The organism is Shewanella aquimarina, assembly GCF_023349185.1.
In the GTDB taxonomy this organism is placed as follows: domain Bacteria; phylum Pseudomonadota; class Gammaproteobacteria; order Enterobacterales; family Shewanellaceae; genus Shewanella; species Shewanella aquimarina.
Genome location: NZ_JAKIKY010000003.1, coordinates 18213 through 41442 on the forward strand (window position 1 = coordinate 18213; position 23230 = coordinate 41442).

Consider the following 23230-nt stretch of genomic DNA (forward strand, 5'->3'; position numbering starts at 1 on the left):
CACGGCGGCCAGGCTCAGGGGTATCGTCGGCAAGGTTAGCAATTTCTTCACAGTGCTTCCTTAATCTGGTTGAAAATTTCATTGGCTATGGTCTTAGTGTAGTTCCCTAAGATGACCATAGGCTGAACGTTTGGCGCCGAACTAGTTAGCCATGGCGCGCTCGATTTCGCTTTGCAGTCTATCACCGATTTGTAAACTCTTGAGTAACTGCAACATATTCTCTTCCTGAGCGTAATTCAAATGGATAGGGCGTTCAATATCTTTGGCCCGTCCTTTCACCTGGACCTTCAGTAAGGCATCGCCGTTGGGGGCCATGTCGAAGCTGCTGGACAGCTGGGTGTAGTGCAGCTCTTCCAGTGCCGAGAAGGCAAAATCGAGATAGGGTTGTGACAGGCGCATCTGCAGCACGGCCGGATTGTCATCTACCTTGATGAGCCCGCCCGGTGCGCGTGCCGCCAACTGACCCTTGGTGATGCTCACCTGGCCATCTTCTAGCTGGACCGGCAGTACGCCATCGAAGATGCCGTCGGCATAGATGCCAGTTTGGGGCTGGGCGGCCAATAGCTGCTCGAGATCCAGCCCCTGCAGCACCAGATAGGCAGAGGAGGGAGCACCGAGATTAAGGTTAAAGATAGGGAGTAAGATCTCTCCCCCCAGGGTGTTGGCCCTGGCATCGAGTTTCACGTCGGCGCCACTCAGCACCATGCCATCCTCAGCCTTTTTATCGAGCGACGCATCATTCGCTCCCTGGGTCAGATCCAACTTGAGTTTGGCATGAGCGTTAATGTCGGTCAGCAACACCCCCGGGTTGAAGGCGGCGACATCCAGCGACAGGGGGTCACAGCTAAACTTAGCCCATAACGCCTGAGCACCTTTTACGCCTGCTAGCTGGCATTGACCAGTAAACTCGGCCTGCTCGAACGGCAGGGCGTTAAGGCTACCCTCGCTAAGCTTAACCTCTGGGGTCAAGGCAAAGGCAAAATCCATGTTATCCCCCCGCCAGTTGAGGCTATGCTGGCTGGTAAGATTGATATCGCCGATCAATGAGTCTTCAAGGAGGTCGCCTGCCAAGCGCGTCAGGCGTTTGATCAGCTCGTTGGCGTCACTTGTCAGGGTGAGAGCCCCCTTAAGCACTTGAGGTGTCAAACTGCTTGAAAGCGATAAGTGATGCTCGCTCGCAAACGGCAGACCGTTGATATCCCACTGCTCAAGGGTGGTCAGCCCATAGTGCTCGATGGCATTGCTTTTAGATGAATCGCCTTTGCTCAAATGTTGCTGTGCTTTAATCAAATCATCTGGTGTTTGGATCAAATTTTTTGATGGCATCTGGCTTATTGCCGCCGAAGGTGTAGCTACTTTGCCTACGCCAGCTGGTGGCCGTATGCCATGCCAATGCAGCGATTGATTAAGGTTGGCGCTAGGCAGCTTAATGAGCGCCTTGCGGCGCAATTTATTGAGGCGAAACCTCTCCTGAGTCAGCTTAAGATTGCTGAGCCGGTAGTCTATGCTACTCTGCCAGGGCGATGCTAACAGGGCATCTGGCGAAAATGAGAAGGCAGCTGCAGGCTCGTCAGAGTTAGCCTTTGAATCGGCTTTTGTGTCTGAGTCGCCCTTGGCCGATTGAGGCGTTAGCCTAATGGTCTGTGTCGTCAGGCTCAGTTCGTCCAGGTTGAGCCGCATAGTTTGGGTCTGAGCATGAGTCTGTGCCTGCTGTTGCGTTTTAGCTTGGGCCTGAGCCTGACCCTTAACGGCTTTCTGCTCGCTTGCGGCGAGCGAAATTACCTTAGCCTCAATGGGCGGGATAAGCAGCGTTTGCTCATCCAGGCGCACGGGTTTCACAGCTTCAAGCACAAGTTCGTTTGCAAATAGCTCACGCAGATTAGGGGCAAGCTCATGCAGCGGCGACGTATTTGGAGTGTCAGCCGTTAAGGGAGTTGGCATAACAAGATGAGGGGAGTGGGTCACGCTCTTAAAGTGACTCAGCTCGGCGAATATGGGGTTGCCTTGTGCAAGAGATAAATGGCCGGCGCCCAGAGAGGTGCGAGTCTGCTCGCTGGTAAGCCTAGCGAGTAGCTCATTAGTTAACTTGCTAGCCTCACTGCCCGCCGCGCCTTGCTTATTGTAACTTGCAGGCCAACTGAGATGATGCCCGTCGATAGCGACATTTAGCCCTTGCCAGTCAAGTCTTAGTGCCGGCTCTGGCCCTGCTTTTAGGGTGAGATGCACAGGCTCAGGTATTTCTGTGGCTATCATACTTGCGCCGACCTTAAGATACTGATGATTAAATTCAGGTTGGGTCAGTGCGAGCTGGCCTGTGAGCGTCAACTCGAGAGCGCTCGATTCCGGGGCTCTCGTGTCATTAGCACTTGCTGTCGTCGATTCAGCTTGCCGTGCATCGAGCCTGCCTTGGATTTTCAGGTTTGCGGCGGCAAGTTTCAGGCGATTCTCTATGCTTGGCTTCTTCGCTACGTTTGGTCTATTTCCTTTGGTCGTTTCGCTTTCGGCAATGGTTTCACAGCCTTTGCTTGTCTGCAGATCTTGTACCGTTTTTGGCTGTGGGTATGGCGGCAGCATGAGGCACAGTGGCTGCTTTAGCAGAGATTCAATCTGCCAGTCGCCGATGAGTTGCCAGACAGATAGGGAGCTTGACTGTTGAGTCTCTGCAGGCTCGGTTGTTTGCCGGACTTCTTGCCGGACTTCTTGCCGGACTTCTTGCTGGACTTCTTGCCGGACTTCTTGCCTGACTTCTTGCCTGACTTCTTGCCTGACTTCTTGCTTGGCTTCTTGCGGTTTTATCTTAGCTAATCTGGCCTGCTCGAGCCTGGCAATTAGCGCAGCGCCCTGAGTGGCAACTTTGGCGGTGAACGCACCAAGCGTTAGTGTTTGATCTTTGATGGCAAGGTTCAGCGCCTCGGCGCTTAGCTGCGCGTCTTTTGTTTGTGTCTCTCGCACCTCAGTCATCTGGTTAACATTGGTTGGCGCGCCGAGTTCGAGGGCGACTTCCACCGTCTGCTCATTCGGTGACTGGGCTTCGAGTGCCGTTAGCAGCGCGCCGAACGATGCGGATTCTCCGGCCAGTTCTCTGAGCTGCTCGAGTGTCGTGCTGCTGGTGAGCAAAAAGGGGGACAGGGTGAGGTGCAGATCGTTTAGGGGGCCACTAAGGTCAACTGCCATGCTCTTAGCCGAGTGAGCATGACCGCTTTGATCATGGCTGTTCACGGCTATGGCGATCGCCGGCGAGAGAGGCTGGTCAGCGAGCCGTTTCAGGGTGATGTTCAGATCGCTAAAATCATGGCGGGAGTGAAGTTCGCCTTTGATAAGGTCTAATTCGCCTTGGGAGCTGAGACTGCCGCTTAGGGAAAACGCCTGGGTTAAACGCGCGTTGACATCATGTAATGCAGCCACCATAAGGGGCGCCTCAACGAGGGCTGGCGTCTGTTGCCCTGTTGACGATGCTGATCTTGAGCCTATTTTTGGGGCATTGGATGTCAGCGAGCTGAGCTCGCCGATAAGGCGCCCGAGGGGCTCGAATTCGAGTCGGCTAGAGAGTTGCCAGCGTGTCTTGTCGAGTGTCGCCGCCAGGGTCAACAGTGGCGCCTGATAGAAGCTAAGGGCACCGGTGAGCTGGCCTCGATTGTCCAGGTTAAGATAATCGAGTTTGAGTCCCAGTGGTTGCGACCTGGCGCCCAGGCCTTGTGACTGTTTGCCTAGCAGGTTAAAGCTTATCTCACCCAGGGCAATTTGGGGCAGAGCGCCTAAGTTAAGGGCGCTGCTGGTACCTGAGTCTTGCTGGCGACCTAAGCTGTCAAAGTAGTCTTGGCTGAGGGATACCTGTGCGCGGCGCACGGCGAGAGATTCTATCTGTGCCAGCCCGATTGGCGCAGATAGCCAGTCTTTGGCGAGCGTTAGCCCGATATCCTCGAGCCTCACCAGATTATTGTCGACCTTAAGCAGTACCATGGGCAGCTTGAGATCCATGAGGTCGGCAGGACTGAGCCGCAGCGTTTCTATGCTGATACCGGCATCCGTTAGATAGGAATTGGCGAGACGTTTAACCAGGTTTTCCAGTTGACTCGCCACTAGCAGCAAGAGCAGCAGGGACAGCAGCACGGCGCCGGTGAGTAATTTAGTGATGCGGGAGGTGAAAAAACGTCGCGACATCTGTCCCTGTCTCTGGTTGTTTTGCCTTAGTTAGCTTTAGCTTTTTCGGCTTTCGTTGTTTAGCTTACGTCGTCTGGCTTAGCCATTTATCGGCGCTAACAGTTCTATTTTAGCTCGCTTGCCCCAAGGCCTGAAGTTAATCAGAGGGCGCCCTATAGATGCGGCGCCCATTTCTCTATATCGGGCCAAATATCGGGCTAAATATCGGCTCGAGCCGGGTCAGGTTCACTCAGACTCAGCCAAATCCTGTTAAGACTCCGCCTTAGGCAGCCAGCGAATATGTGTGCTAAGGGTATGGGACTCGCCTGGTGCCAGTTCGACCCTATCTTCTAACACGTTGGCGGCCTCGAGGCAGACCATGGTGAGATAGTCTTGAGGGTTAAAGCGTGACAGACGCTTGGATTTTTCTATCCAGGGATTCCAGAGCACCGCCGAGTGACTGTTGTCGCGGCGCACCTCGATGATCCCCTGTGGGGTGTGCAGCAACTGGCAGTCGCCTAGCTGGGTGTAGACACGATCGGTTTCCCGATCAAACAGCACCTCATCGCCGGCTTGAGGGTAGGGCCCTTCACCAAATTCGATATAGCGGGCACCGTTAAAGCCGCTGGCCTTTAGCTTGTGAATATCCTCGATAGGGAAGTAGGTGTGCAGCGCCTGGGTCAGGTTGATGGGCGTATCTCCCAGGTTGGTGTTAACCAGGCTGACACTGAGGCTATCGCTCAGGGTGAAGATAAGCTCGACTCGGCTCGGATGGGCCCAGTACTGCTTATCGTCATCGCTTATGGTCAGGCTAAACTTGAGTTCGACCACCTGATCGCGCATCTGCACAGCATCTAAGTTCCACAGACGGGTACGGGCGAAGCCGTGCTGCGGCCACTGCGGGTTTTCATGCATGCCAAACCAAGGCCAGCAGATAGGAATGCCGCCACGAATGCCGCTGCCGGGCTGGTAATCGTCGGCGCTCGATACCCAAAGCAGCGGGGCTTGTCCCTTAGGTTGAAACCTGTCTATCTGCGCACCTTGCATGAATATGCGTGCCTGACAGAGATCGGTATCGACCTCGACATATTCGAGTCCTTGGGGATGTTTCTTGACGGTTACAGAACCCATAAATGCTCCTCACGAGTTAGGCCGGGCGGGTAAATCATTTGTTGACCTAGCTTACAGAGTTTTATCCCTAAGCTGTAGTATGACATTGATTGTTTTTGTGCTTTTCAAGGTCGAGGGGAATTCAGCCTGGTTTAAGGGCTGTATTTTTGAGCAGATTTGGGTAAAGTGGTCGGAGCACTATAGTTGAGCGAGCGCTAATAAGCCTACCTGCGCCTGTTCGTTTTGGAATTCGACAATAGAAGGAATAAGGAATGCCAATCTATCAAGCTCCACTGCGCGACTATCAGTTTATTCTCTCCGAGTTACTCAATATCTATGAGCGAGACGACCTTCAGGGATTCGATGAGATCGACGCCGAATTGAGTGACGCTATCCTTCAAGGGGTTGCCGACTTTACCACAGAGATCATGCTGCCGCTCAACAGCAAAGGTGATGTTGAGGGGTGCCAGCTGGTCGAGGGGCAGGTGCGTGCCCCCCAGGGGTTTAAAGAAGCCTATCGCCAATATGTCGATAATGGCTGGGCGACGCTGACCAGCGATCCCGAATATGGTGGTCAGGGGCTTCCCGAGTGCATCGGCGTGTTTGCCACCGAGATGAAGACCGCGACCAACATGGCCTTCGCCATGTACCCAGGGCTAACCCACGGCGCCTACGCCGCCATTCATGCCCACGGCAGCGACGCGCTTAAGGCCAAGTATCTCGAAAAGCTGGTGTCGGGCGAATGGACAGGCACCATGAATCTGACCGAGGCCCATGCGGGCACGGATCTGGCGCTGCTGCGTACCAAGGCCAAGCCCGCGGGCGAGGACACCTATGCCATCAGCGGTGAGAAGATCTTTATCTCGTCTGGCGATCACGACCTGGCCGACAACATAGTGCATCTTGTGCTGGCGCGCCTGCCCGATGCGCCAGCTGGGGTGAAGGGGATCTCCCTGTTCGCCGTGCCTAAATATCTGGTGAAAGAGGATGGTAGTTTAGGCTGTCAAAACGGCGTCGAGGCCAGCGCCCTAGAACATAAGATGGGCATTCATGGTAACTCTACCTGTGTCATGGTGTTCGATGGTGCCATCGGCGAGCTGGTGGGCGAACCCCATCAGGGGCTTAGAGCCATGTTCACCATGATGAACGAGGCGAGACTCGGTGTGGGTGTGCAGGGGCTTGGGGTGTCTGAGATCGCCTATCAAAATGCCCTGAGCTATGCCAGAGAGCGCCTACAGGGGCGTGCTCTGAGCGGCGTGAAGGCGAGCGAGCAGCCCGCCGATCCTATTCTGGTTCATGGCGATGTCAGACGCATGTTGATGGCTCAGAAAGCCTTTAACCAGGGCGCCAGGGCTCTGATGGGCCAGCAGGCGCTTTGGCTCGACGAGTCCCATCGTCATCAGGATAAGGCCAAGGCGGCTACGGCGGCCAAGTTAGCGGCGCTCTTTACCCCTGTGGTGAAAGGTTTCGTGACAGATCAAGGCTTTAAGGCCTGTGTCGATGCCCAGCAGGTCTATGGTGGCCATGGCTATATCCACGAGTGGGGCATGGAGCAGTTTGTGCGCGATAGCCGTATCGCCATGATCTACGAGGGCACCAATGGTGTGCAGGCGCTGGATCTCGTTGGGCGTAAACTGCTCGCCGATAAGGGTGAGGCCCTAGGGCTCTGGTCTGAGATGGTTAAGCCCTTCCTGACTGAGCACCTCGAGGATGAGACGCTCAAACCTTATCTGATGCCGCTGTTGGAGGCCACGACCGACCTCGAGAAGGCGACCCAGTATATCGTCGCCAACGGGGTTAAGAATCCAGACATCATAGGCGCCGCCTCTATGGGGTATCTGCAGATCCTGGGAATAGTGGCCCTGGGCTGGATGTGGGCGCGCATGGCGGTTAAGGCTCATCAGGTCATGGCGGCGGGCGAAGAGGAGGCCTTCTACGCCAACAAGCTGGTGACGGCGAAATTCTACATGAGTTACTGGGCGCCTCAGACCAGGAGTATTCGCTACCAGATGGAGCGCAGCTGTGAGCTGCTGACTCAGTTACAAGACAGCGATTTCGACTAAGCCAGATTCGACTCGGCCAGATTCGACTCGGCCAGATTCGAATGGGCAAGTTAGAATTGAGTCAGATTCGATCTAGCAAGAAGGGCCGTAAGGCCCTTTTTTAATGTCCTTTCACTTGGCGATTTAAAAGGGTAAGCGACAGGATGATGGCGTTAGCGCATGAAATGCAGCAAACGATTGTTGGCCGGCATCTCATAGTCGGCCTGCAGATTGAGGCCTGCTGCTTCGGCGAGTTCAGTTATCCATTCTATGTCGCGGATGCCGCTGTGGATGTTGCGATGCTTGAGCCAGATATCGAACTGGCGATTGCTCTCGCTAGTGTATTGATTGTGATAGTTGAAGGGGCCATAGACACAGAGGCTGCCAGTATTGCTGAGGTGGCGCTCAACGCCCTTAAAGAAGTCGACCACCATGGCCTCACTCATGATATGCAGGGTGTTGGCACTGAAGATGCCGTCGACCTCTCCCGGCGTGAGCGGCCAGGGGGCGGTGACATCCAGGGTAACGGGCGGCGCGATATTATCGCCGCCCTGTAGGGCGATTCGCATCTCGAGCGGCTCGATAAACTGCGGCTGATCGCTAGGGCACCAGGTGAGATGGGGCAGGTGGGAGGCAAAGAATACCGCGTGCTGACCCGTGCCGCTGCCGATCTCCAATACCCGGCGCGTCGTCTTAAAGCTCTGTTTCAGCACCGCCAAAATCGGCGCTTTGTTGTTTTCGCAAGATTGAGAAAAGGGGAGTTGGCTTAATGACATAAGGCGGCGCAAGTTATGTGAGTGACTGTGATGACACAATTTACGCGAGTTTAAATGGCGCGTGCAAGCAAAAAGCGCCCGAAGGCGCTTTCTATTTAGGGTGTTTTTTTACCCTATTACTTGGCGACAGGTTCGCTGGTGAGATCGATGCGGTAGACCGCAAAGCCCAATGCATCAGGCTCGGCTAACTTCTCTATCTTACGCAGCTGGTTATCCTTGATGAACTTGTCGGCCTTTTCGCTGTTCTGAGTTTCAAAGCGGATGTCTAGCGCCACCTGAGTGTTGATGGTCTTGAAGTCCCAGTTGTAGTCGGCTCTTGGGTCGACCATGCCATCATAACCACCCTGATCGTTTGGCTTAGATTGCGCCGTGATATAGGCGGCCAGGGCCTCACGGTTGGTGTCTGGTAGCTCCATCACCACATACTCTGAGCCCGTACCGGCAAACTTGCCGCCAAAGGCGCGGTAGTTGTTAGAGGCTACGATAAACTCCTGTGCGCTTAGGGCCTCGCCGGTGATCACTTCGCCTTCTGGTGTGGTGTAGGCAAGATCGACGATACGCTGGGCGTTCTCGTTGCCGGGAACGAGGGCGCAATCGCGGTCAAACTTACTCGGCTGGGTGACATCTATCTTGTAGGTCACGCCGTCGATCACATCGAAGTTATAGGTCGGATGGCCGTTCCAGTTGATCAGTGACTGAGGTTCGCTGGAGTTAGGGTCGATCTGGTTAAACTGGTTGGCACTACACTCGAGCCAGTCTTTGAGCTCGACGCCTGTGATCTTCACCGCCACCATAGTGTTAGGGTAGAGGTAGAGATCGGCGGCGTTCTTAAAGGTGAGGTTGCCGGCATCGACCTGAACAAACTGCGAGGCATCTGCCTCGGTAGCGTGACGCCCACCTGCCTTGAATGGCGCCGCCGCTGATAGCACAGGGATCCCCTGTAGAGACTCTGGCAGTTTGGCGCTGACCTGCGCAATCTGCGCGTCAGAGACTATCTGTACCGTTGGGTCATCCTGTACCAGGGTCAGGAAGCTATACATGTCCGCGGCGGCGACACCTATGGGTTGATCCACGAAGGCGAGGGTGCCTTGATGCTCAAGTTCGACCGCATCGTGAATATCCTTATCGGCATCCACTAGGGCGACCTTGTTGGCACCATCATAGATGGGACGCGCCTGGGTTTGGGCATCGGTAACCGACCAGGCGCCATCTTTGAGGGTCAGCTTAAGATCCACCACCCCTAAGTTGTCGCCCCAACGACCGGGCATAACGGCGGCCACGCCGTTCAGCAGGCCCTTCTCGACATCGGTATTAGGCAGATCGGCATAGTTGGCGTGGGGGAAGATAGAGTGGCTATGGCCAAACATGATGGCATCTATGCCTTCGACATTGGTCAGGGCGAAGGTGGCATTTTCTGCCATGGCGTCCCCTGGGTTTTCCGTCGAGCCGATACCCGAGTGCGGAATGGCGATGATCACATCGGCGCCCTCGGCCTTCATCTTAGGCACAAATAGCTTGGCTGTCTCTATGATATCTTTGGCTTCCACCTTGCCGGTAAGATGCTGCTTGTCCCACAACATGATCTGTGGCGGTACGAAGCCTATGTAGCCTATCTTGATGGTGTGTTCACGGCCCTGGGTATCGACGACCACTTTTTCCTTGATCAGGTAAGGGGTAAACAGGTTGTCGCCTTTCTTGATGTCATTCCAGCAGTCATCGGCCGCGCAGTAGACGTTGGCGTTGATATAAGGAAAGTCGGCGCCGCTCAGGGCCTTTTCGAGAAAATCCAGGCCATAGTTAAACTCATGGTTACCTATGTTGGCCACCTCATAGTCTAAGGTATTCATCGCCTTGTAGGCGGGATGAACATCGCCTTCCTTGAGGCCTATCTTAGCCATGTAGTCGCCCATTGGGCTGCCCTGCAGCAGGTCGCCGTTATCGACCAAAACGAAGTTGCTCACCTCTTTACGGGCGGCGTGGATCAGGCTGGCAGTGCGCGCCAGGCCTATGGTGGGATCGACCTTAGACTGGTAATAGTCGAAATCCATGATGTTGGTATGCAGGTCGGTCGTTTCCAGCACCCTGAGCTCCACGTTCGCCGAGGTGATCGTGTCTTCATCGTCGTCGTTCCAGCTACAGGCGGTGAGTCCGATACTCGATGCGATAACCACGGCTAATAGTTTTTTATTAAACATATCCATCAATCTCTATTAACTATTGTTTGACCCCGAAGCCCCTGCAGATAGCAGTTGGGCCTCATCAGTGCGGCTAAGCTGTGGCTGAGCAGGCCGTTGGGCCTGGCTAACCCGAGTGCCGCCTGGCGAATTATAGAGAGATGAAATGTAAAAACTGTGACAATAAGCCACTGTTTATGTGACAGTTTGTATCGGCTTGCTGTGTTTTGCTGACGCCTTGAGCAAGTTGTTGCCTAATTGCACAACCTGCCGGTTTGACGACATAAAAAAAGCACGCCTGAGCGTGCTTTTTGTTAACGTGTCGACAGACTTATCTGCGACTTACGGGGCCGATTACTTGGCTAGCAGGCCACGGCTACGAAGCAGTGGTTCGATACCCGCTTCTTTACCGCGGAACTGCTTGTAGAGCTGCATAGGATCGTCGCTGCCGCCTTGAGACAATACGTTGTTTCTAAAGGCGTCGGCGGTTGCCTTGTCGAAGATACCGTTCTCTTTGAACGCCTCGAAGGCATCGGCGCCCAGAATATCAGACCAGAGGTAGCTGTAGTAACCGGCTGAGTAACCACCCGAGAAGATGTGTGAGAAGTAGGTGCTGCGATAGCGCGGCGCGATCTCCTCAATCAGTCCCATCTTGCTCAGTGAGTCGGCTTCAAACTTGGCGGCATCCTTAGGTTCGAAGTCACTTAGGGTGTGCCAGTCGAGATCCAGCTTGGTCGCCGCCATATATTCTACCGTGGCAAAGCCCTGGTTGAACTTGCTGGCCGCCTGAATCTTTTCAACCAGAGACTGAGGGATCACTTCGCCCGTCTTGTAGTGCTTGGCAAATTGCGCCAGTACTTCGGGTTGCGTCATCCAGTTTTCCATCACCTGTGACGGGAACTCTACATAGTCACGTGGTACCGAGGTGCCAGCCTGTGAGCGATACTCAACGTCTGACAGCATGGCGTGCAGGGCATGGCCAAATTCGTGGAACAGGGTGCTGGCTTCATCGAAGGTCAGCAGCGCAGGCTCATCGCCCACGGGACGAGGGTAGTTAAGCACGTTGACGATAATCGGCTTAGACTCGACGCCGTGCATTCTATATTGCTGGCGGTAAGAGTTTGCCCAGGCCCCGCCACGCTTGCTGTCACGCACATAGTAGTCGCCTAAGAAGATTGCCATCAGAGAACCGTCTTTGTCATACACTTCCCAGGTACGCACTTCGTCGTTGTACTTAGGCAGATCGGTGCGCTCCTTGACCGTGATGCCGTAGAGGCGATTGGCGGTGTAGAAGACACCTTTCAAAGTGTTTTCCAGTGAGAAATAAGGACGGGTTTCCTGCTCGTTGAAGCTGTATTTGGCCACACGGATCTTGTCGGCATAGTACCACCAGTCCCATGCGGCTAGCTTGAAGTTTCCGCCTTCTTCGTCGATCAGCTTCTGCATCACGGCAACCTCAGCCTTGGCCTGGCCAAGTGCGGCAGGCCATACCTTGTCTAGCAGGCCGTAGACGTTTTCGGGTGTCTTGGCGGTGCGCTCTTCGAGGACGAAGTGGGCATGGCTCTTGTAACCCATCAGCTGCGCACGCTCGGCACGAAGGGCCGCCATCTGGGCCAGAATTTTCTTGTTATCGTGGGCGTTATTATTGTTGCCACGCTCGATGTAACCCTTGTAGATCTTCTCACGCAGCTCGCGGTTGTCGGCATAGGTGAGGAAAGGGGTAATAGATGGACGTTGAGTGGTGAATACCCATTTGCCCGGGTGACCTTTCTTCTCGGCAGTTTGCGCGGCGGTGTTGATCACATCCTGGGGCAGACCTTTGAGATCGGCTGGATTGTCGATCACCAGCTCGAAGGCGTTGGTCTCGGCCAGCAGGTTGTCGCCAAACTCCAGGCTCAGCTTGCCGATCTTCTCGTTTAAGGCTCTCAGTTTAACCTTGTCGGCATCGCTTAGGTTCGCGCCGCCACGGGTGAAAGACTTGTAGGTATCTTCCAGCAACTTCTGCTGGGCCGTGTTAAGCGCCAGGCTGTCACGCTGGTCGTAGACGGCCTTAACGCGCTTGAATAGCTTGTCGTTGAGCAGGATATCGTCCCCGGCGGCAGACAGCATAGGTGAAACCTCTTTCGAGATCGCCTGTAGCTGCTCGTTGGTGTCGGCACTGGTCAGGTTGTAGAAGACGCTAGCCACCTTGGTGGTGAGATCGCCAGAAAATTCCATGGCTTCGATGGTGTTGGCGAAGGTTGGGGCGGCTGGGGTGTCGATAATGGCCTGGATCTCGGCCTTATGCTGAGCGATACCCGCCTTGAAGGCTGGCAGATAATGCTCTGGCTTGATCTTGTCAAAATCTGGCATGCCCAAAAAAGTGTCGTAGGGCTTAAAGAAGGGGTTGCCGGCGTTGTTGTCTATGATGCGCTGCGCAACCACATTGGGTGCGACTTCCGCTTCCTGGCTGCTGCCACTTTGGGCGCTACAGCCGCCTAATGCGATGGCAAGTGCCATGGCGGATACGATTGGCTTGAGGGTCAATCCCTTCATATTCAAATCCCCGATGATTAATTTGTATAGGCTACGATCTGGTGTCGTAACTGAGTTTTGTTGCCGAAAAGGCTGCGGATATCCAAACTTAACTTGCCTGAGTTTGGATATTAAAACGCTCATTATCATGGTTCTGACGGCTAAATCTATCGATTTTGTGTTTTGTTTGTAACAAATGTTTTGAATTGCCTGTTTTTGCATCCTAAATGGATGCATGTGTGGCAAAATGCGTCAACCTGACGTTAATAATGATAATAAGAGATGACCCTTAAATTCCACTTAAACCCTGTCGGCGCCATGTGCCTGCTATTGACCAGCACGCTTTCTTTGGCCGCTCCCCAAGTCACTTCACTGACAAGCTTAAAAGTGGGCTCAGAAGTCGCCCCTGCAGTGGGCTCAAGAGCTATCCAGGCGCCCGGCGTCTCGCCGCTGGCCGAGGAGATCGCCGACTATGCCCTTAGCACCTATGGCGAGCAGACCATAGCGGCACTGTCGACCCTGCTCCCCTATAAGACGATAGAGACTGAGGGGATGACGCCGCTGACCCACCCCGAGTTTATCGGTTTCAAGGCACAATTAAAGACGCTAAGCGAGAGCCTAGGGCTAGATTACAGCGACAGAGGCTATGTGGTGCTCATCGGCTTGGGTGAGGCAGAAGATAAGCTTGGGGTGATCACCCATGGTGACGTGCAGCCCGCCGACGCCAGCTTCTGGCAGCAGGACCCCTTTGTGCTGGATCGTGAGTCTCAGCCTGGTTACCTGATTGGCCGTGGCACCGAAGATGACAAGGGGCCGATTGTCACGGCTATGTACGCCATGAAGGCGATTAAAGACAAGGGAGTGGCGCTTAACCGGCGTATCGAACTCCTGGTCTATCTGGCCGAAGAGTCAGATTGGGCACCGCTTAAGGCCTTTTTGACCGAATTTACTCCCGCCGATATCAATATCACCATAGACGCCGAGTACCCGGTGGTGACCGCCGAGAAGGGCTGGAGTGAAATTCGCCTGACTATTCCTAAGATGCCCAAGACGCCCAAGATGCCTAAGGATGGTAAAGCAGCCTCTGGCGCGTCGGCCAGCTTAGATAGGTTTTCTGGCGGCGCCTTCGACAGTCAGGTGCCCCAGCAGGCGGTGGCCAAGATCTCTGGGCTAGATAACAAGACAATCGCCGCTCTGAAGGAGAAGGCCAGCAACCAGCAGGGGATGAAGTATCAATTTACCCAGGAGGGAGAGGCTATTTCCATCACGGCCCTTGGCAAATCGACCCACTCCTCGACCCCAGAGGCTGGGATCAATGCCGTGACCCATCTGGCCGAGCTGCTAAGGGGCATTCGTTTTGCGCGCAGCGAAGCGTCGCTCACGGCTGAGTTTATCCAGCAGATGGTGGGGTTAGGACTCTATGGCGAGCAGTTTGGTGATATCGCCTATCAGGACGATTTCATGGGCCCGATGACGCTGGCCGCCACCCTGGTTAAGCCCAACGAGCAGGGGACAGAGATAGTGCTTAATCTAAGGCGCCCCGTTGGCAAGACGCCTAGCCAGCTGGATCTCGAGACCCACAAGGCGCTTGAGGGCTGGCAGGCGCAGCACCAGGTGGCGCTAACGGGTGTGGAGACCTACTGGGGAGAGCCCAAGCTGATGGATAAGGCGCCGCATCTGCAGACCCTGCTGTCGGTATTTGGTCACTTTACCGATACGCCATCGCCTAAGCCTGTGGCCATCGGCGGGTCGACCAACAGCAAGCTGTTTCCTAATGCTTTAAGTTTTGGCCCGGCCATGCCAGGGGTGGAATATACAGGTCATAGCGAGCACGAATTTATCACCGAGGCGCAGTTTATGCTCAATTTGCAGATGTATACTGCCGCTTTCGTCGAGCTGGCCGCCTCAACCGAACAGCTATCCGAGCATGCTAAGCAAGAGACTAAGACTGGGGCGCAGCGCACCAGCGATTAAGGCTTGCAAAATGACCTGACAGTTTTTAAGGTGATTTAGTCTTTGTTGATAATTATCAATGACTTTTTAATTGCGTTAGATAAGCTTAGCTAGGGGCTGTTGACCTTTCCTGTTTGTTTTTTGCAGCATTTTGTAGGCGATTTATACAAGGCAGAGTCCGTGTAGTGTAGTGTTTTTTATAAACCAGAGTTACAGAAACGGGCGATAACACAGTAGAAATGGCCTACAAAAGCTGCCCGAAGGGTTCATCTAAATGCGCCTTGAGCAATACACGTTTAAATAGAACAAAAAGTAAACCTGAAAGATAAACAGACCCTAATGTCTTTGTACCCAGAAGAACAATAATATGAAAAACAATCAACCTGTCACACAGAAAGAGAAGGTGTTCGCGCCCGACACTATCTTATTGTCGACCACAGACCTTAAGGGCAAGATTAAGTACGCTAATGCTGGCTTCACTCAGGTGTCCGAGTTTACCCAGGATGAACTCTACCGTCAGCCCCATAATATCGTGCGCCACCCTGACATGCCGTCGGCGGCATTCGAGTCTATGTGGTCGCGGCTCAAGCAGGGTAAGCCCTGGATTGGCATAGTAAAGAATCGCGCCAAGTCAGGCGATCACTACTGGGTCAATGCCTATGTGGCGCCCGTGCTGGAAGGTGGCGAGGTGCATGAGTATCAGTCGGTACGCAGAAAGGCGACCCAGGCGCAGATTGATAACGCCCAGGCGATCTATGGTGCATTGAATGCCGGCAAACAGCCCAGTGCCCTTAAGGCGGCGCGTCTCGGATTTGCCAAGCGCTTGGGTCTGGTCTTGCTGCTCAGTCTCGGCCTGGCGGTCGGCCTGGCCGGCTACTCGCCACTGCTGGCGCTGCTGGTGGCCGTGGGGGTTGGCCTGACGGGTCTCTATCTGACGCTCAAGCCATTTAACGCCTTGGTTAAACAGGCAAGCGACATCATAGAGGATCCCCTGGCGACCGCCGTCTACAGTGGTCGTCAGGATGAGCTGGGTAAACTCGGTTTTGCCCTGCAATACCTGCTGACGGAAACCGGCGGCGCCGTAGGACGCATGGCGGACTCGGCCGAGTCGATTCAGTCGCTGAGTGTTAGCCTGAATGAGACCATCAGCCATACCCGAGAGCGCGCCGACGGTCAGAGTCAGCAGACCAGCCAGGCGGCGACGGCGGTGGAGGAGATGAGCGCCAGTTTCAACGAGGTGAGTCAGAATATTCAACTGGCGGCCGAAGAGATGTCCATGAGCCATGAGGCAGCAGAGAAAGGCCATGATCTGCTGGTCGAGGTGATTAACGCTATCAAGGGGCTCCATCAGGAGGTGAGTAACTTCTCTGCCGTGGTGGCCTCAATCGAACAGGACAGTCAGGAAATCAATGAGGTGCTGGAGGTGATCCGCGGCATCGCCGAGCAGACTAACCTGTTGGCGTTAAATGCTGCCATCGAGGCGGCCCGCGCCGGCGAGTCGGGCAGAGGCTTCGCCGTGGTGGCCGATGAGGTGCGCCAGTTGTCGAGCCGTACCAGTGAGTCAACCAGCCATATCGAGGCGATTGTCAGTAAGTTTAGAGACAGTACCCTCAAGGCCAGCCAGACCATGCAGGCGGGTCAGCGTCAGGCGCAGCACTCGGTTGGCCTGGCTCAACAGGTCGATGCCTCCTTCGAGGAGCTGCGCGCCTCTATCGACAGGCTCAATCAGATGAGTGATGCCAACGCCGCGGCCATGAGCCAGCAGACGGCGGTGGCCAGCGAGATCAGCCAGTCGATTCAGTTGATCAACGAGCTGGCCCTGGCCAGTCTGCGTCAAACACAGGATGCCGAGGAGCGGGGAGAGCAGATAGCGCGCCTGTCGGCTAAGACCCATCATCTGTCTCAGCAGTTCTGGCGTCAGAGTCTGCGAATGAAATGAAAAAATGAGCTTTAAGAAATGAGTGTTAAGAAATGAAGATGAAAAAGGGAAGCTAAGCTTCCCTTTTTTGTTGTTTAGCATTAATCGTTTATCGCGTTATACCAATCACAGTAAACATGTGATCAGAAATAGCGTAGGAAAAACGCTTGAGAACAAAGCAGGATTTTTAGATAAGTAGTTATTCTACAATTAAAAATACTAATACAGTTATCGAGCGTTTTAACAAGCTAGAATGATCAATTATTTATTACGATTGATATTAATAGCCTGCGGCAGCACTGCCTGCGCGGCGGGGATCTGAGGCGCCAAACAGCCCCTCGTCGGTGATCATGATGGACTGGGTCGAGCCCATGGCATCTTTCACACTCACCTTATGGCCTCTCGCCTCTAGCAGCGAGATGGTGTCACGATTGAGGCTCTTCTCCACTCGCAGTTCGTCCGGTAGCCATTGGTGATGTACGCGGCTGGCGTAGCTGGCCTCGGCGATGTTGAGTCCATGATCGATCACATTCATGATGATCTGCATGGTAGTGTTGATGATGCGTGCGCCACCCGGACTGCCGGTGACGATAAAGGGCTTGCCATCTTTCATCACTATGGTGGGGCTCATGGAGCTGAGCGGACGTTTGCCGCCTTCTACCGCATTGGCATCGCCGCCGATCAGGCCGTAGCCGTTAGGCACGCCGGGTTTGGCCGAGAAGTCATCCATCTCGTTGTTAAGCAAAATCCCCGTGCCTTGTGCCACTAAGCCGGAGCCATAGCTGAAATTCAGGGTATAGGTGTTGGCGACGGCGTTGCCCCACTTGTCAACCACTGAGTAGTGGGTGGTTTGCGGGCTCTCGTAGCCGCTTAGCTTGCCAGGGGCGATCTCGCTGCTTGGGGTGACGCGGTTGATAGCGATCCCCTTGGCGCGTGATTTGGCATAATCTTTACTGATCAGCGTGTTAACCGGTACCTCGACAAAGTCGGGGTCGCCTAAGTATTCGCTGCGATCGGCGTAGGCGCGTTTCATTACCTCGGCCATCAGATGCAGGGTATCGGCGGTGTTATGGCCGAGCTTGGCGATGGGGTAAGGCTCGAGCATGTTGAGCATCTCGATAATGTGTATACCACCGGAGGAGGGCGGCGGCATGGAGATCACCTGGTAGCCGCGGTATTCGCCCTGGACGGGCTGACGCTCGATGACGCGATACTGTTTGAGATCGTCCATCGTCATGATGCCGCCTGCCTGGGTGACGCTGGCAACTATCTTCTCGGCGGTTTCCCCCTCGTAGAAGCCCTTGCTACCCTGTTGTTTGATCAGCTTGAGTGAGTGGGCCAGCTCCTTCTGCGTCAGGGTGTCGCCTATGTCGAAGTTGCTGCCATCGGGGCGGTAGAATATCGCCTTCGAGCTCGGCCACTGGGAGATTCGGCGTTTCAGTCCGGCAAGCGAGGTGGCCAGATCTGCGGTGACGCTGATGCCTTGTTCGGCAAGTTTAATGGCGGGCTCGATCACCTGGGCCATGGTCATGGTGCCATATTTCTTAAGGGCTAACTCCATTCCCATGACGGTGCCGGGTACGCCTACAGCCAGGCCATGTTCGCGGCTGAGCTTGGCGACCGCATCACCTTGCTCGTTAAGGAAGATATCCTTGTGGGCGCGTTTGGGGGCAACCTCACGATAATCTATGGCGACCGTCTTATTCCCCTCGGCCAGATGCACCAGCATGAAGCCGCCACCGCCTATGTTGCCGGCCCTTGGCAGGGTGACCGCCAGGGCAAACCCGACGCCGACCGCCGCATCGACTGCGTTACCGCCTTGCTTGAGAATATCGACCCCGACTTGAGTGGCTACGGCCTCCTGGCTGGCCACCATGCCGTGCTTGGCCCAAACAGGTTGAACTGTGGCGCTGTGGCTATAGATGGAGGATTCTGTGGCCTGGGCAAACTGACCTGCGACGAGCGGCAGGCTGAGGCTGATGGCAAAGAGTAAGGTTTTTATTGGACGCACACGGGTTCCTTAATGATTAAAGTAATAAGAGTATTGCAATGAATACGCGCGTTATAGAGTAAGAAGAGTGATAAGAATATTAAGCGTGTTAAGCTACTGAGTCAGTTCTCTTGGTTTCAATGTGCCGATTATTACTGCTGAAATCAAGCCATCTTTTTAAGGAGTAGGTCTTGGCGGCATCATATTCGATTCAGTGTGTTAGTCAAATCGCCACCCTGGGGGCGCCTCTGTGGAATGCTCTGATGGCGAGCGCGAACATGCAGGAGCAGAACGGATCGGCTAACCCCTTTTGTCGTTATGAGTATCTACATGCTCTCGAGCTAAGCGGATGTGTGGGAGAACAGACGGGTTGGCGACCCATGCATCTTGTGGTCAGTGAGGCCGGGCAAATAGGGGATAATAATCAGGGCGATGAGTGTCAACTTGATCCCGGTAAGGTGCTCGCCGTGATGCCGCTCTATCTCAAGGGGCACTCCTATGGCGAGTATGTGTTCGATTGGGCCTGGGCCCAGGCCTATGAGCGCCACGGGCTCGACTACTACCCTAAGCTGGTCAACGCCATCCCCTTTACCCCAGTGACGGGGCCGCGCATCGGCCTGAGAGAAGGCCTATCCGATGCGCTAAAGGCCAGATTGATCGGCGCACTGGGTGAGTATCTAGGCCAGCTCGCTAAAACCTGCTCGGCATCGGGCTGGCACAGCCTGTTTTTAGCCGAAAACGAGCGAATCACCCTAACCAAGCAGGGGCATCTTGAGCGCCTCGGTACTCAGTTTCATTGGTTTAATAAAGGCTATCAAAGCTTCGATGATTTTCTCTCGCGGCTGACCAGTCGCAGGCGCAAGTCGATCCTCAAGGAGCGCCGGATCCTTGCAAACGCTGGGCTTAGGTTTCGTTTCATCGAAGGGCCTGATATCACAGCGGCAGAGCTTAATCATTTTGTGCATTGCTACCAGTGTACCTATTACAAGCGATCCGGTCATCAGGGCTATCTAAATGCCGCCTTCTTTAAGGCCCTGGTTGAACAGATGCCGGGATGTGTACGCCTCTTGATGGTGGAGCGTGTGGCTCATAATAAATCTCTTGATGGACAGCATCAGGATAACTGCCAACAGGCCGATAGCCAATTGGAGGGGGCAGTCGTTAAGGTTGCGGCGGCGCTCTATCTTGTCGGCCAAGAGTGCCTCTATGGCCGTTACTGGGGCACCCTGGAGGAGATAGCCGGGCTGCATTTCGAGGCCTGCTACTATCAGGGGATAGAGTATGCCATCGCCAAGGGGTTTAACAAATTTGATGCCGGTGCCCAGGGCGAGCATAAGGTGCTCAGAGGGTTTGAGCCGGTGACCACCTATTCGGTGCATGAGATCTTACATAGTGACTTTCGCCGCGCCATCGCCGATTTTGTCCTGCAGGAACGACAGGCAGTAACCACCTATATGAGTGAGCTCGAGACCATACTGCCTTTTAAGCGCCGCTAACGGAAAAGAGAAAAAAGATGGTGTTTGCTAGTGAGCGCAATTACCAATTAGCCCAGGGCCAGCCAGAAACCAACTCCTATCATCAAGGAGCCCGCGATGCGATTAAGCCATTTGATGTTGTCACCCTTGGCCAGAAACAGCTTGAGCGACTTGCCGCCGCTGGCGTAGGCCAGCATGCTGACAAATTCGGTCATCATGATGATCGCTAATAACAGGCTCAGCTGCGGTGCCACGGCGCGCTCGACATCGATAAAGGGAGGCAGCAGGGAGATCATAAAGGCCCAGCCCTTGGGATTGGCGATGGCGGTAACAAAACCCTGTGAGATCAACGCCTGGTTGCTGATCTGTGTGTTTTGATCATCGAGACTCGCCATCTTGCCCTTGGCGCGCCACATCTGAATGCCGATATAGCCAAGATACGCACCGCCTACCCATTTGAGGATCTCGAAGATCTGTGGGTAGTTGAGCATCATGGCGGCAACGCCCATCACGGCCGCAACGGCCACCAGGGCAACCCCGGCCAGTTCACCTATCATCATCCACAGGGTGCGGCGCACCCCTATGCTCATGCCTAGTGTCATCGCCAGGGTCATGCACATGCCTGGGGTAATGGAGACAAAGAAGAAGGTTGGCAGAAAAACGGCAATGAGAATATGTTCTGACATCTGATTGTGAAAGTCGCGACTTTGGTAAATGACTCGGCAGGCTAGTGTAGTGATTTATCGCTTCGCTGCAAAGAAAAAAACCAGCCTAGATGGCTGGTTTTCTTTATGTCGCGCTATGTCAAATCGGCGTGGGTTTAGAGTACGCCGCGACGCACCTGGTCACGCTCAATTGATTCGAATAGCGCCTTGAAGTTACCCTCGCCGAAGCCCAGGTTGTTCTTGCGCTGGATGATCTCGATGAAGATAGGACCAAACAGGTTCTTGGTGAAGATCTGCAGCAGATAGCCGTCCTCGTCACCGTCCACCAAGATCTGGTGATGCTTGATACGCTCTCTGTCTTCGGTCACCTGTGGTAGCTTGTCGAAGATGGTGTCGTAGTATTCTGGGATGATGTCCAGGGTCTGAATCGAGCTGCCTTCCATCGCATCCAGTGAGGCTACGATGTCGCGGCTGCGGAACGCCAGATGCTGTACGCCTGGGCCGTCGTATTCTCTTAGGTACTCGTCGATCTGGTTTCTGTCATCGCCTTTACCTTCGTTAATTGGGATACAGAAGCTGCCATCGGGAGAGCGCAGGGCATAGGAAATAAGCGCCGTCTGCGAACCCTTGATGTCGAAGTAGCGCACCTCGGTAAAGCCGAAGATATCTTTATAGAAGTTCGACCAATGCTCCATGGTGCCCTTGTAGACGTTGTTGGTCAGGTGATCGACTTCGATAAAGCCTTTCTCCTGCACTATCTCTGGGTTTTCCAGGTCGACAAAGTCAGTGGCGTAGATGTTGTTGTCCGCGCCGAAAGTATCGATAAAGTAGATCAGGCTGTCGCCGATGCCGTAGATGGCCGGATAGGGCAGATCTTTTACCTCATCGCCGGCTGGCTTGGCGCCACGGGCGACCGCACCTTCGAAGGCGAACTTAGCATCTTCTACGCGCCAGCCCATTGAGCTGATGGCTGGTCCGTGCTTCTTGGCAAATTCGGCAGAGAAGCCGCTTTTTTCATTGTTCAGCAGGAAGTTGATATCGTTTTGCTTGTAGTAGACGATATCTTTTTGCTTATGCTTCTTCAGTTTAGAGAAGCCAAAGTCGATGAAGACCTTGTGCATAAAGTCGAGATCTGGGGTGCAAAACTCGGTAAATTCGATGCCCAGTAATCCCAGTGGATTTTGTTCGCTTGCCATGTGAGTATCCTCGTTCAATTTGTTACAACCACAGTCACTCTGGGGTGACTTGTTAGGTTATTCGTTGTGATTCGGCGTGTGCCGAACGGTATTAGTCTTCTAACCAGGAGCGGTTGTAGTCCTTACTCATGCAACCTTGTACATGTTGGGTTAGCTGCAGTGGGGCGAAGGTGTCGACCATCACTGCGTATTCATAGGTTTCTTTCTTACCGACAGAGGCCTCGGTACGGCCAGGTTGTGGTCCGTGTGGAACGCCTTTCTGATGTAGCGTCATGTAACCGGCCTCAATACCCGTACGGCTCATGAAGTCGCCGTCGACATAGTAGAGCACTTCGTCGCTGTCGATATTGTTGTGGTAGTAAGGCGCCGGGATCGACTGGGGATGGAAGTCGTACGGGCGCGGCACAAAGTTACAGATAACGAAGTTGTGGGCGGTAAATACCAGGTGATCCGACGGCGGCAGGTGAATCTGACCCACCTTAGGGGCGTAATCCTGAATGTTGAAGGCCCAGGGGTAGACACAGCCGTCCCAGCCCACGAGATCGAAGGGATGCCACTCGAGTTGTGTCAGCTGATACTTGTCGCCAAACTTGCACACTAAGGGGAAGGCGCCTTTCTCGACCACTGCGTCCTGCAGAGTGGGCACGCGGATGTCGCGCTCACAATAGGGAGCGGACTCCAAAAGCTGTCCGTACTCGTTTCTGAAGTGCTTAGGCACCTCCACCATGGAGAAGGCTTCGATAACAAACAGGCGAACCTGGCTGTAATCGTCAAACTTAAGCTGATAGGTGGTGCCGCGCGGGATAACCAGGTAGTCCCATTTTTTCACCTCGAGCACACCATATTCGCTGTAGAGCTTGCCCTGGCCTTCATGGACGAAGATAACCTCGTCGGCGTAGGCGTTGCGGTAAAACTCTTCGGTAGCCTCGGTGACCTTGGCACTGTACATGGCTACGTCGTTATTAAAGAAGATCTTGTTGCGCGCCGAGTAGAAGTTACCCTCGCGGTCGGCCAGCTTAGCGTCCAACTTGTAGTTCTGGATCAAGGTGTCTTGCCAGGTATGGCCGTGATTGACCTCGAACGGGCTCACCTCTAATGCCTTGGTTGGCATGTTGTGGTGATACTTGTTGGAGTAGATATTGGAGAAGCCATGGGTGGAGAAGAGTTCTTCCCGGTAGAGTTCACCATTGTCTTTCTTGAAGGTGATGTGGCGTTTATGGGGGATCTCCCCCTGTCTTACATAAAATGGCATGGCTTCTTTCCTTGGGTGCTTTAGC

General features: G+C 54.2%; 13 protein-coding genes. 4 read left to right on the forward strand and 9 right to left on the reverse strand.

What is annotated here, in order from left to right; genetic code table 11:
- Positions 1–141 precede the first annotated feature (141 nt).
- The gene (locus tag L2731_RS04335; RefSeq protein WP_249252000.1) at positions 142–4161 is read right to left on the reverse strand and encodes an intermembrane phospholipid transport YdbH family protein; all 4020 of its coding nucleotides are present in this window, start codon (positions 4159–4161) and stop codon (positions 142–144) included.
- Positions 4162–4410: 249 nt separating this feature from the next.
- Positions 4411–5271 (reverse strand): D-hexose-6-phosphate mutarotase, encoded by an 861-nt coding sequence (locus L2731_RS04340; protein ID WP_249252001.1) that lies wholly within the window; start codon positions 5269–5271, stop codon positions 4411–4413.
- 251 nt (positions 5272–5522) lie between these two features.
- Between L2731_RS04340 and L2731_RS04345 the strand changes: the two genes are divergently transcribed.
- The gene (locus L2731_RS04345; RefSeq protein ID WP_249252003.1) at positions 5523–7313 is read left to right on the forward strand and encodes an acyl-CoA dehydrogenase C-terminal domain-containing protein; all 1791 of its coding nucleotides are present in this window, start codon (positions 5523–5525) and stop codon (positions 7311–7313) included.
- A 152-nt stretch (positions 7314–7465) separates the two neighbouring features.
- On the opposite strand, the gene L2731_RS04350 is transcribed toward L2731_RS04345, so the two are convergent.
- From L2731_RS04350 to L2731_RS04360, 3 genes are all read right to left on the reverse strand, one after another.
- Positions 7466–8068, reverse strand: a complete 603-nt coding sequence (locus tag L2731_RS04350; RefSeq protein ID WP_249252004.1) for a DUF938 domain-containing protein — start codon at positions 8066–8068, stop codon at positions 7466–7468.
- Positions 8069–8184: 116 nt separating this feature from the next.
- Entirely contained in the window at positions 8185–10263 is a 2079-nt protein-coding gene (locus L2731_RS04355; protein ID WP_249252005.1) for a bifunctional 2',3'-cyclic-nucleotide 2'-phosphodiesterase/3'-nucleotidase, read from the reverse strand.
- Between the two features lie 333 nt (positions 10264–10596).
- Complete coding sequence (locus tag L2731_RS04360) at positions 10597–12777, reverse strand: M3 family metallopeptidase (protein WP_249252006.1); 2181 nt, start codon at positions 12775–12777, stop codon at positions 10597–10599.
- Between the two features lie 261 nt (positions 12778–13038).
- On the opposite strand from L2731_RS04360, the gene L2731_RS04365 reads away from it, so the two are divergent.
- The gene (locus tag L2731_RS04365; RefSeq protein ID WP_249252007.1) at positions 13039–14730 is read left to right on the forward strand and encodes a dipeptidase; all 1692 of its coding nucleotides are present in this window, start codon (positions 13039–13041) and stop codon (positions 14728–14730) included.
- A gap of 346 nt (positions 14731–15076) precedes the next feature.
- Positions 15077–16648, forward strand: a complete 1572-nt coding sequence (locus tag L2731_RS04370) for a methyl-accepting chemotaxis protein (RefSeq protein WP_249252008.1) — start codon at positions 15077–15079, stop codon at positions 16646–16648.
- 259 nt (positions 16649–16907) lie between these two features.
- On the opposite strand, the gene ggt is transcribed toward L2731_RS04370, so the two are convergent.
- Positions 16908–18638: a gamma-glutamyltransferase gene (gene ggt / locus L2731_RS04375; protein WP_249252009.1), complete on the reverse strand. Its 1731-nt coding sequence runs from the start codon at positions 18636–18638 to the stop codon at positions 16908–16910.
- A 170-nt stretch (positions 18639–18808) separates the two neighbouring features.
- On the opposite strand from ggt, the gene L2731_RS04380 reads away from it, so the two are divergent.
- A complete protein-coding gene (locus L2731_RS04380) occupies positions 18809–20113 on the forward strand; it encodes a GNAT family N-acetyltransferase (protein ID WP_249252010.1) in 1305 nt (434 codons plus the stop codon).
- 47 nt (positions 20114–20160) lie between these two features.
- On the opposite strand, the gene L2731_RS04385 is transcribed toward L2731_RS04380, so the two are convergent.
- The 3 genes from L2731_RS04385 to L2731_RS04395 all read right to left on the reverse strand — a co-directional run bounded on the left by L2731_RS04385 (position 20161) and on the right by L2731_RS04395 (position 23205).
- Positions 20161–20778, reverse strand: a complete 618-nt coding sequence (locus tag L2731_RS04385) for a LysE family translocator (protein WP_249252011.1) — start codon at positions 20776–20778, stop codon at positions 20161–20163.
- 134 nt (positions 20779–20912) lie between these two features.
- Positions 20913–21953 (reverse strand): 4-hydroxyphenylpyruvate dioxygenase, encoded by a 1041-nt coding sequence (hppD, locus tag L2731_RS04390; RefSeq protein WP_249252012.1) that lies wholly within the window; start codon positions 21951–21953, stop codon positions 20913–20915.
- 91 nt (positions 21954–22044) lie between these two features.
- Positions 22045–23205 carry a homogentisate 1,2-dioxygenase gene (locus L2731_RS04395; protein WP_249252015.1) on the reverse strand — a complete coding sequence of 387 codons (1161 nt, stop codon included), beginning with the start codon at positions 23203–23205 and terminating at the stop codon, positions 22045–22047.
- Between the last annotated feature and the right edge of the window lie 25 nt (positions 23206–23230).

Bases quoted from the DNA above. Each gene is read 5' to 3' on its own strand.
- L2731_RS04355 (WP_249252005.1), bottom strand. From the start codon at position 10,263: ATGTTTAATAAAAAACTATTAGCCGTGGTTATCGCATCGAGTATCGGA.
- hppD (WP_249252012.1), bottom strand. From the start codon at position 21,953: ATGGCAAGCGAACAAAATCCACTGGGATTACTGGGCATCGAATTTACC.
- L2731_RS04340 (WP_249252001.1), bottom strand. From the start codon at position 5,271: ATGGGTTCTGTAACCGTCAAGAAACATCCCCAAGGACTCGAATATGTC.
- L2731_RS04370 (WP_249252008.1), top strand. From the start codon at position 15,077: ATGAAAAACAATCAACCTGTCACACAGAAAGAGAAGGTGTTCGCGCCC.
- L2731_RS04360 (WP_249252006.1), bottom strand. From the start codon at position 12,777: ATGAAGGGATTGACCCTCAAGCCAATCGTATCCGCCATGGCACTTGCC.
- L2731_RS04385 (WP_249252011.1), bottom strand. From the start codon at position 20,778: ATGTCAGAACATATTCTCATTGCCGTTTTTCTGCCAACCTTCTTCTTT.
- L2731_RS04350 (WP_249252004.1), bottom strand. From the start codon at position 8,068: ATGTCATTAAGCCAACTCCCCTTTTCTCAATCTTGCGAAAACAACAAA.
- L2731_RS04365 (WP_249252007.1), top strand. From the start codon at position 13,039: ATGACCCTTAAATTCCACTTAAACCCTGTCGGCGCCATGTGCCTGCTA.
- L2731_RS04345 (WP_249252003.1), top strand. From the start codon at position 5,523: ATGCCAATCTATCAAGCTCCACTGCGCGACTATCAGTTTATTCTCTCC.
- L2731_RS04395 (WP_249252015.1), bottom strand. From the start codon at position 23,205: ATGCCATTTTATGTAAGACAGGGGGAGATCCCCCATAAACGCCACATC.
- L2731_RS04335 (WP_249252000.1), bottom strand. From the start codon at position 4,161: ATGTCGCGACGTTTTTTCACCTCCCGCATCACTAAATTACTCACCGGC.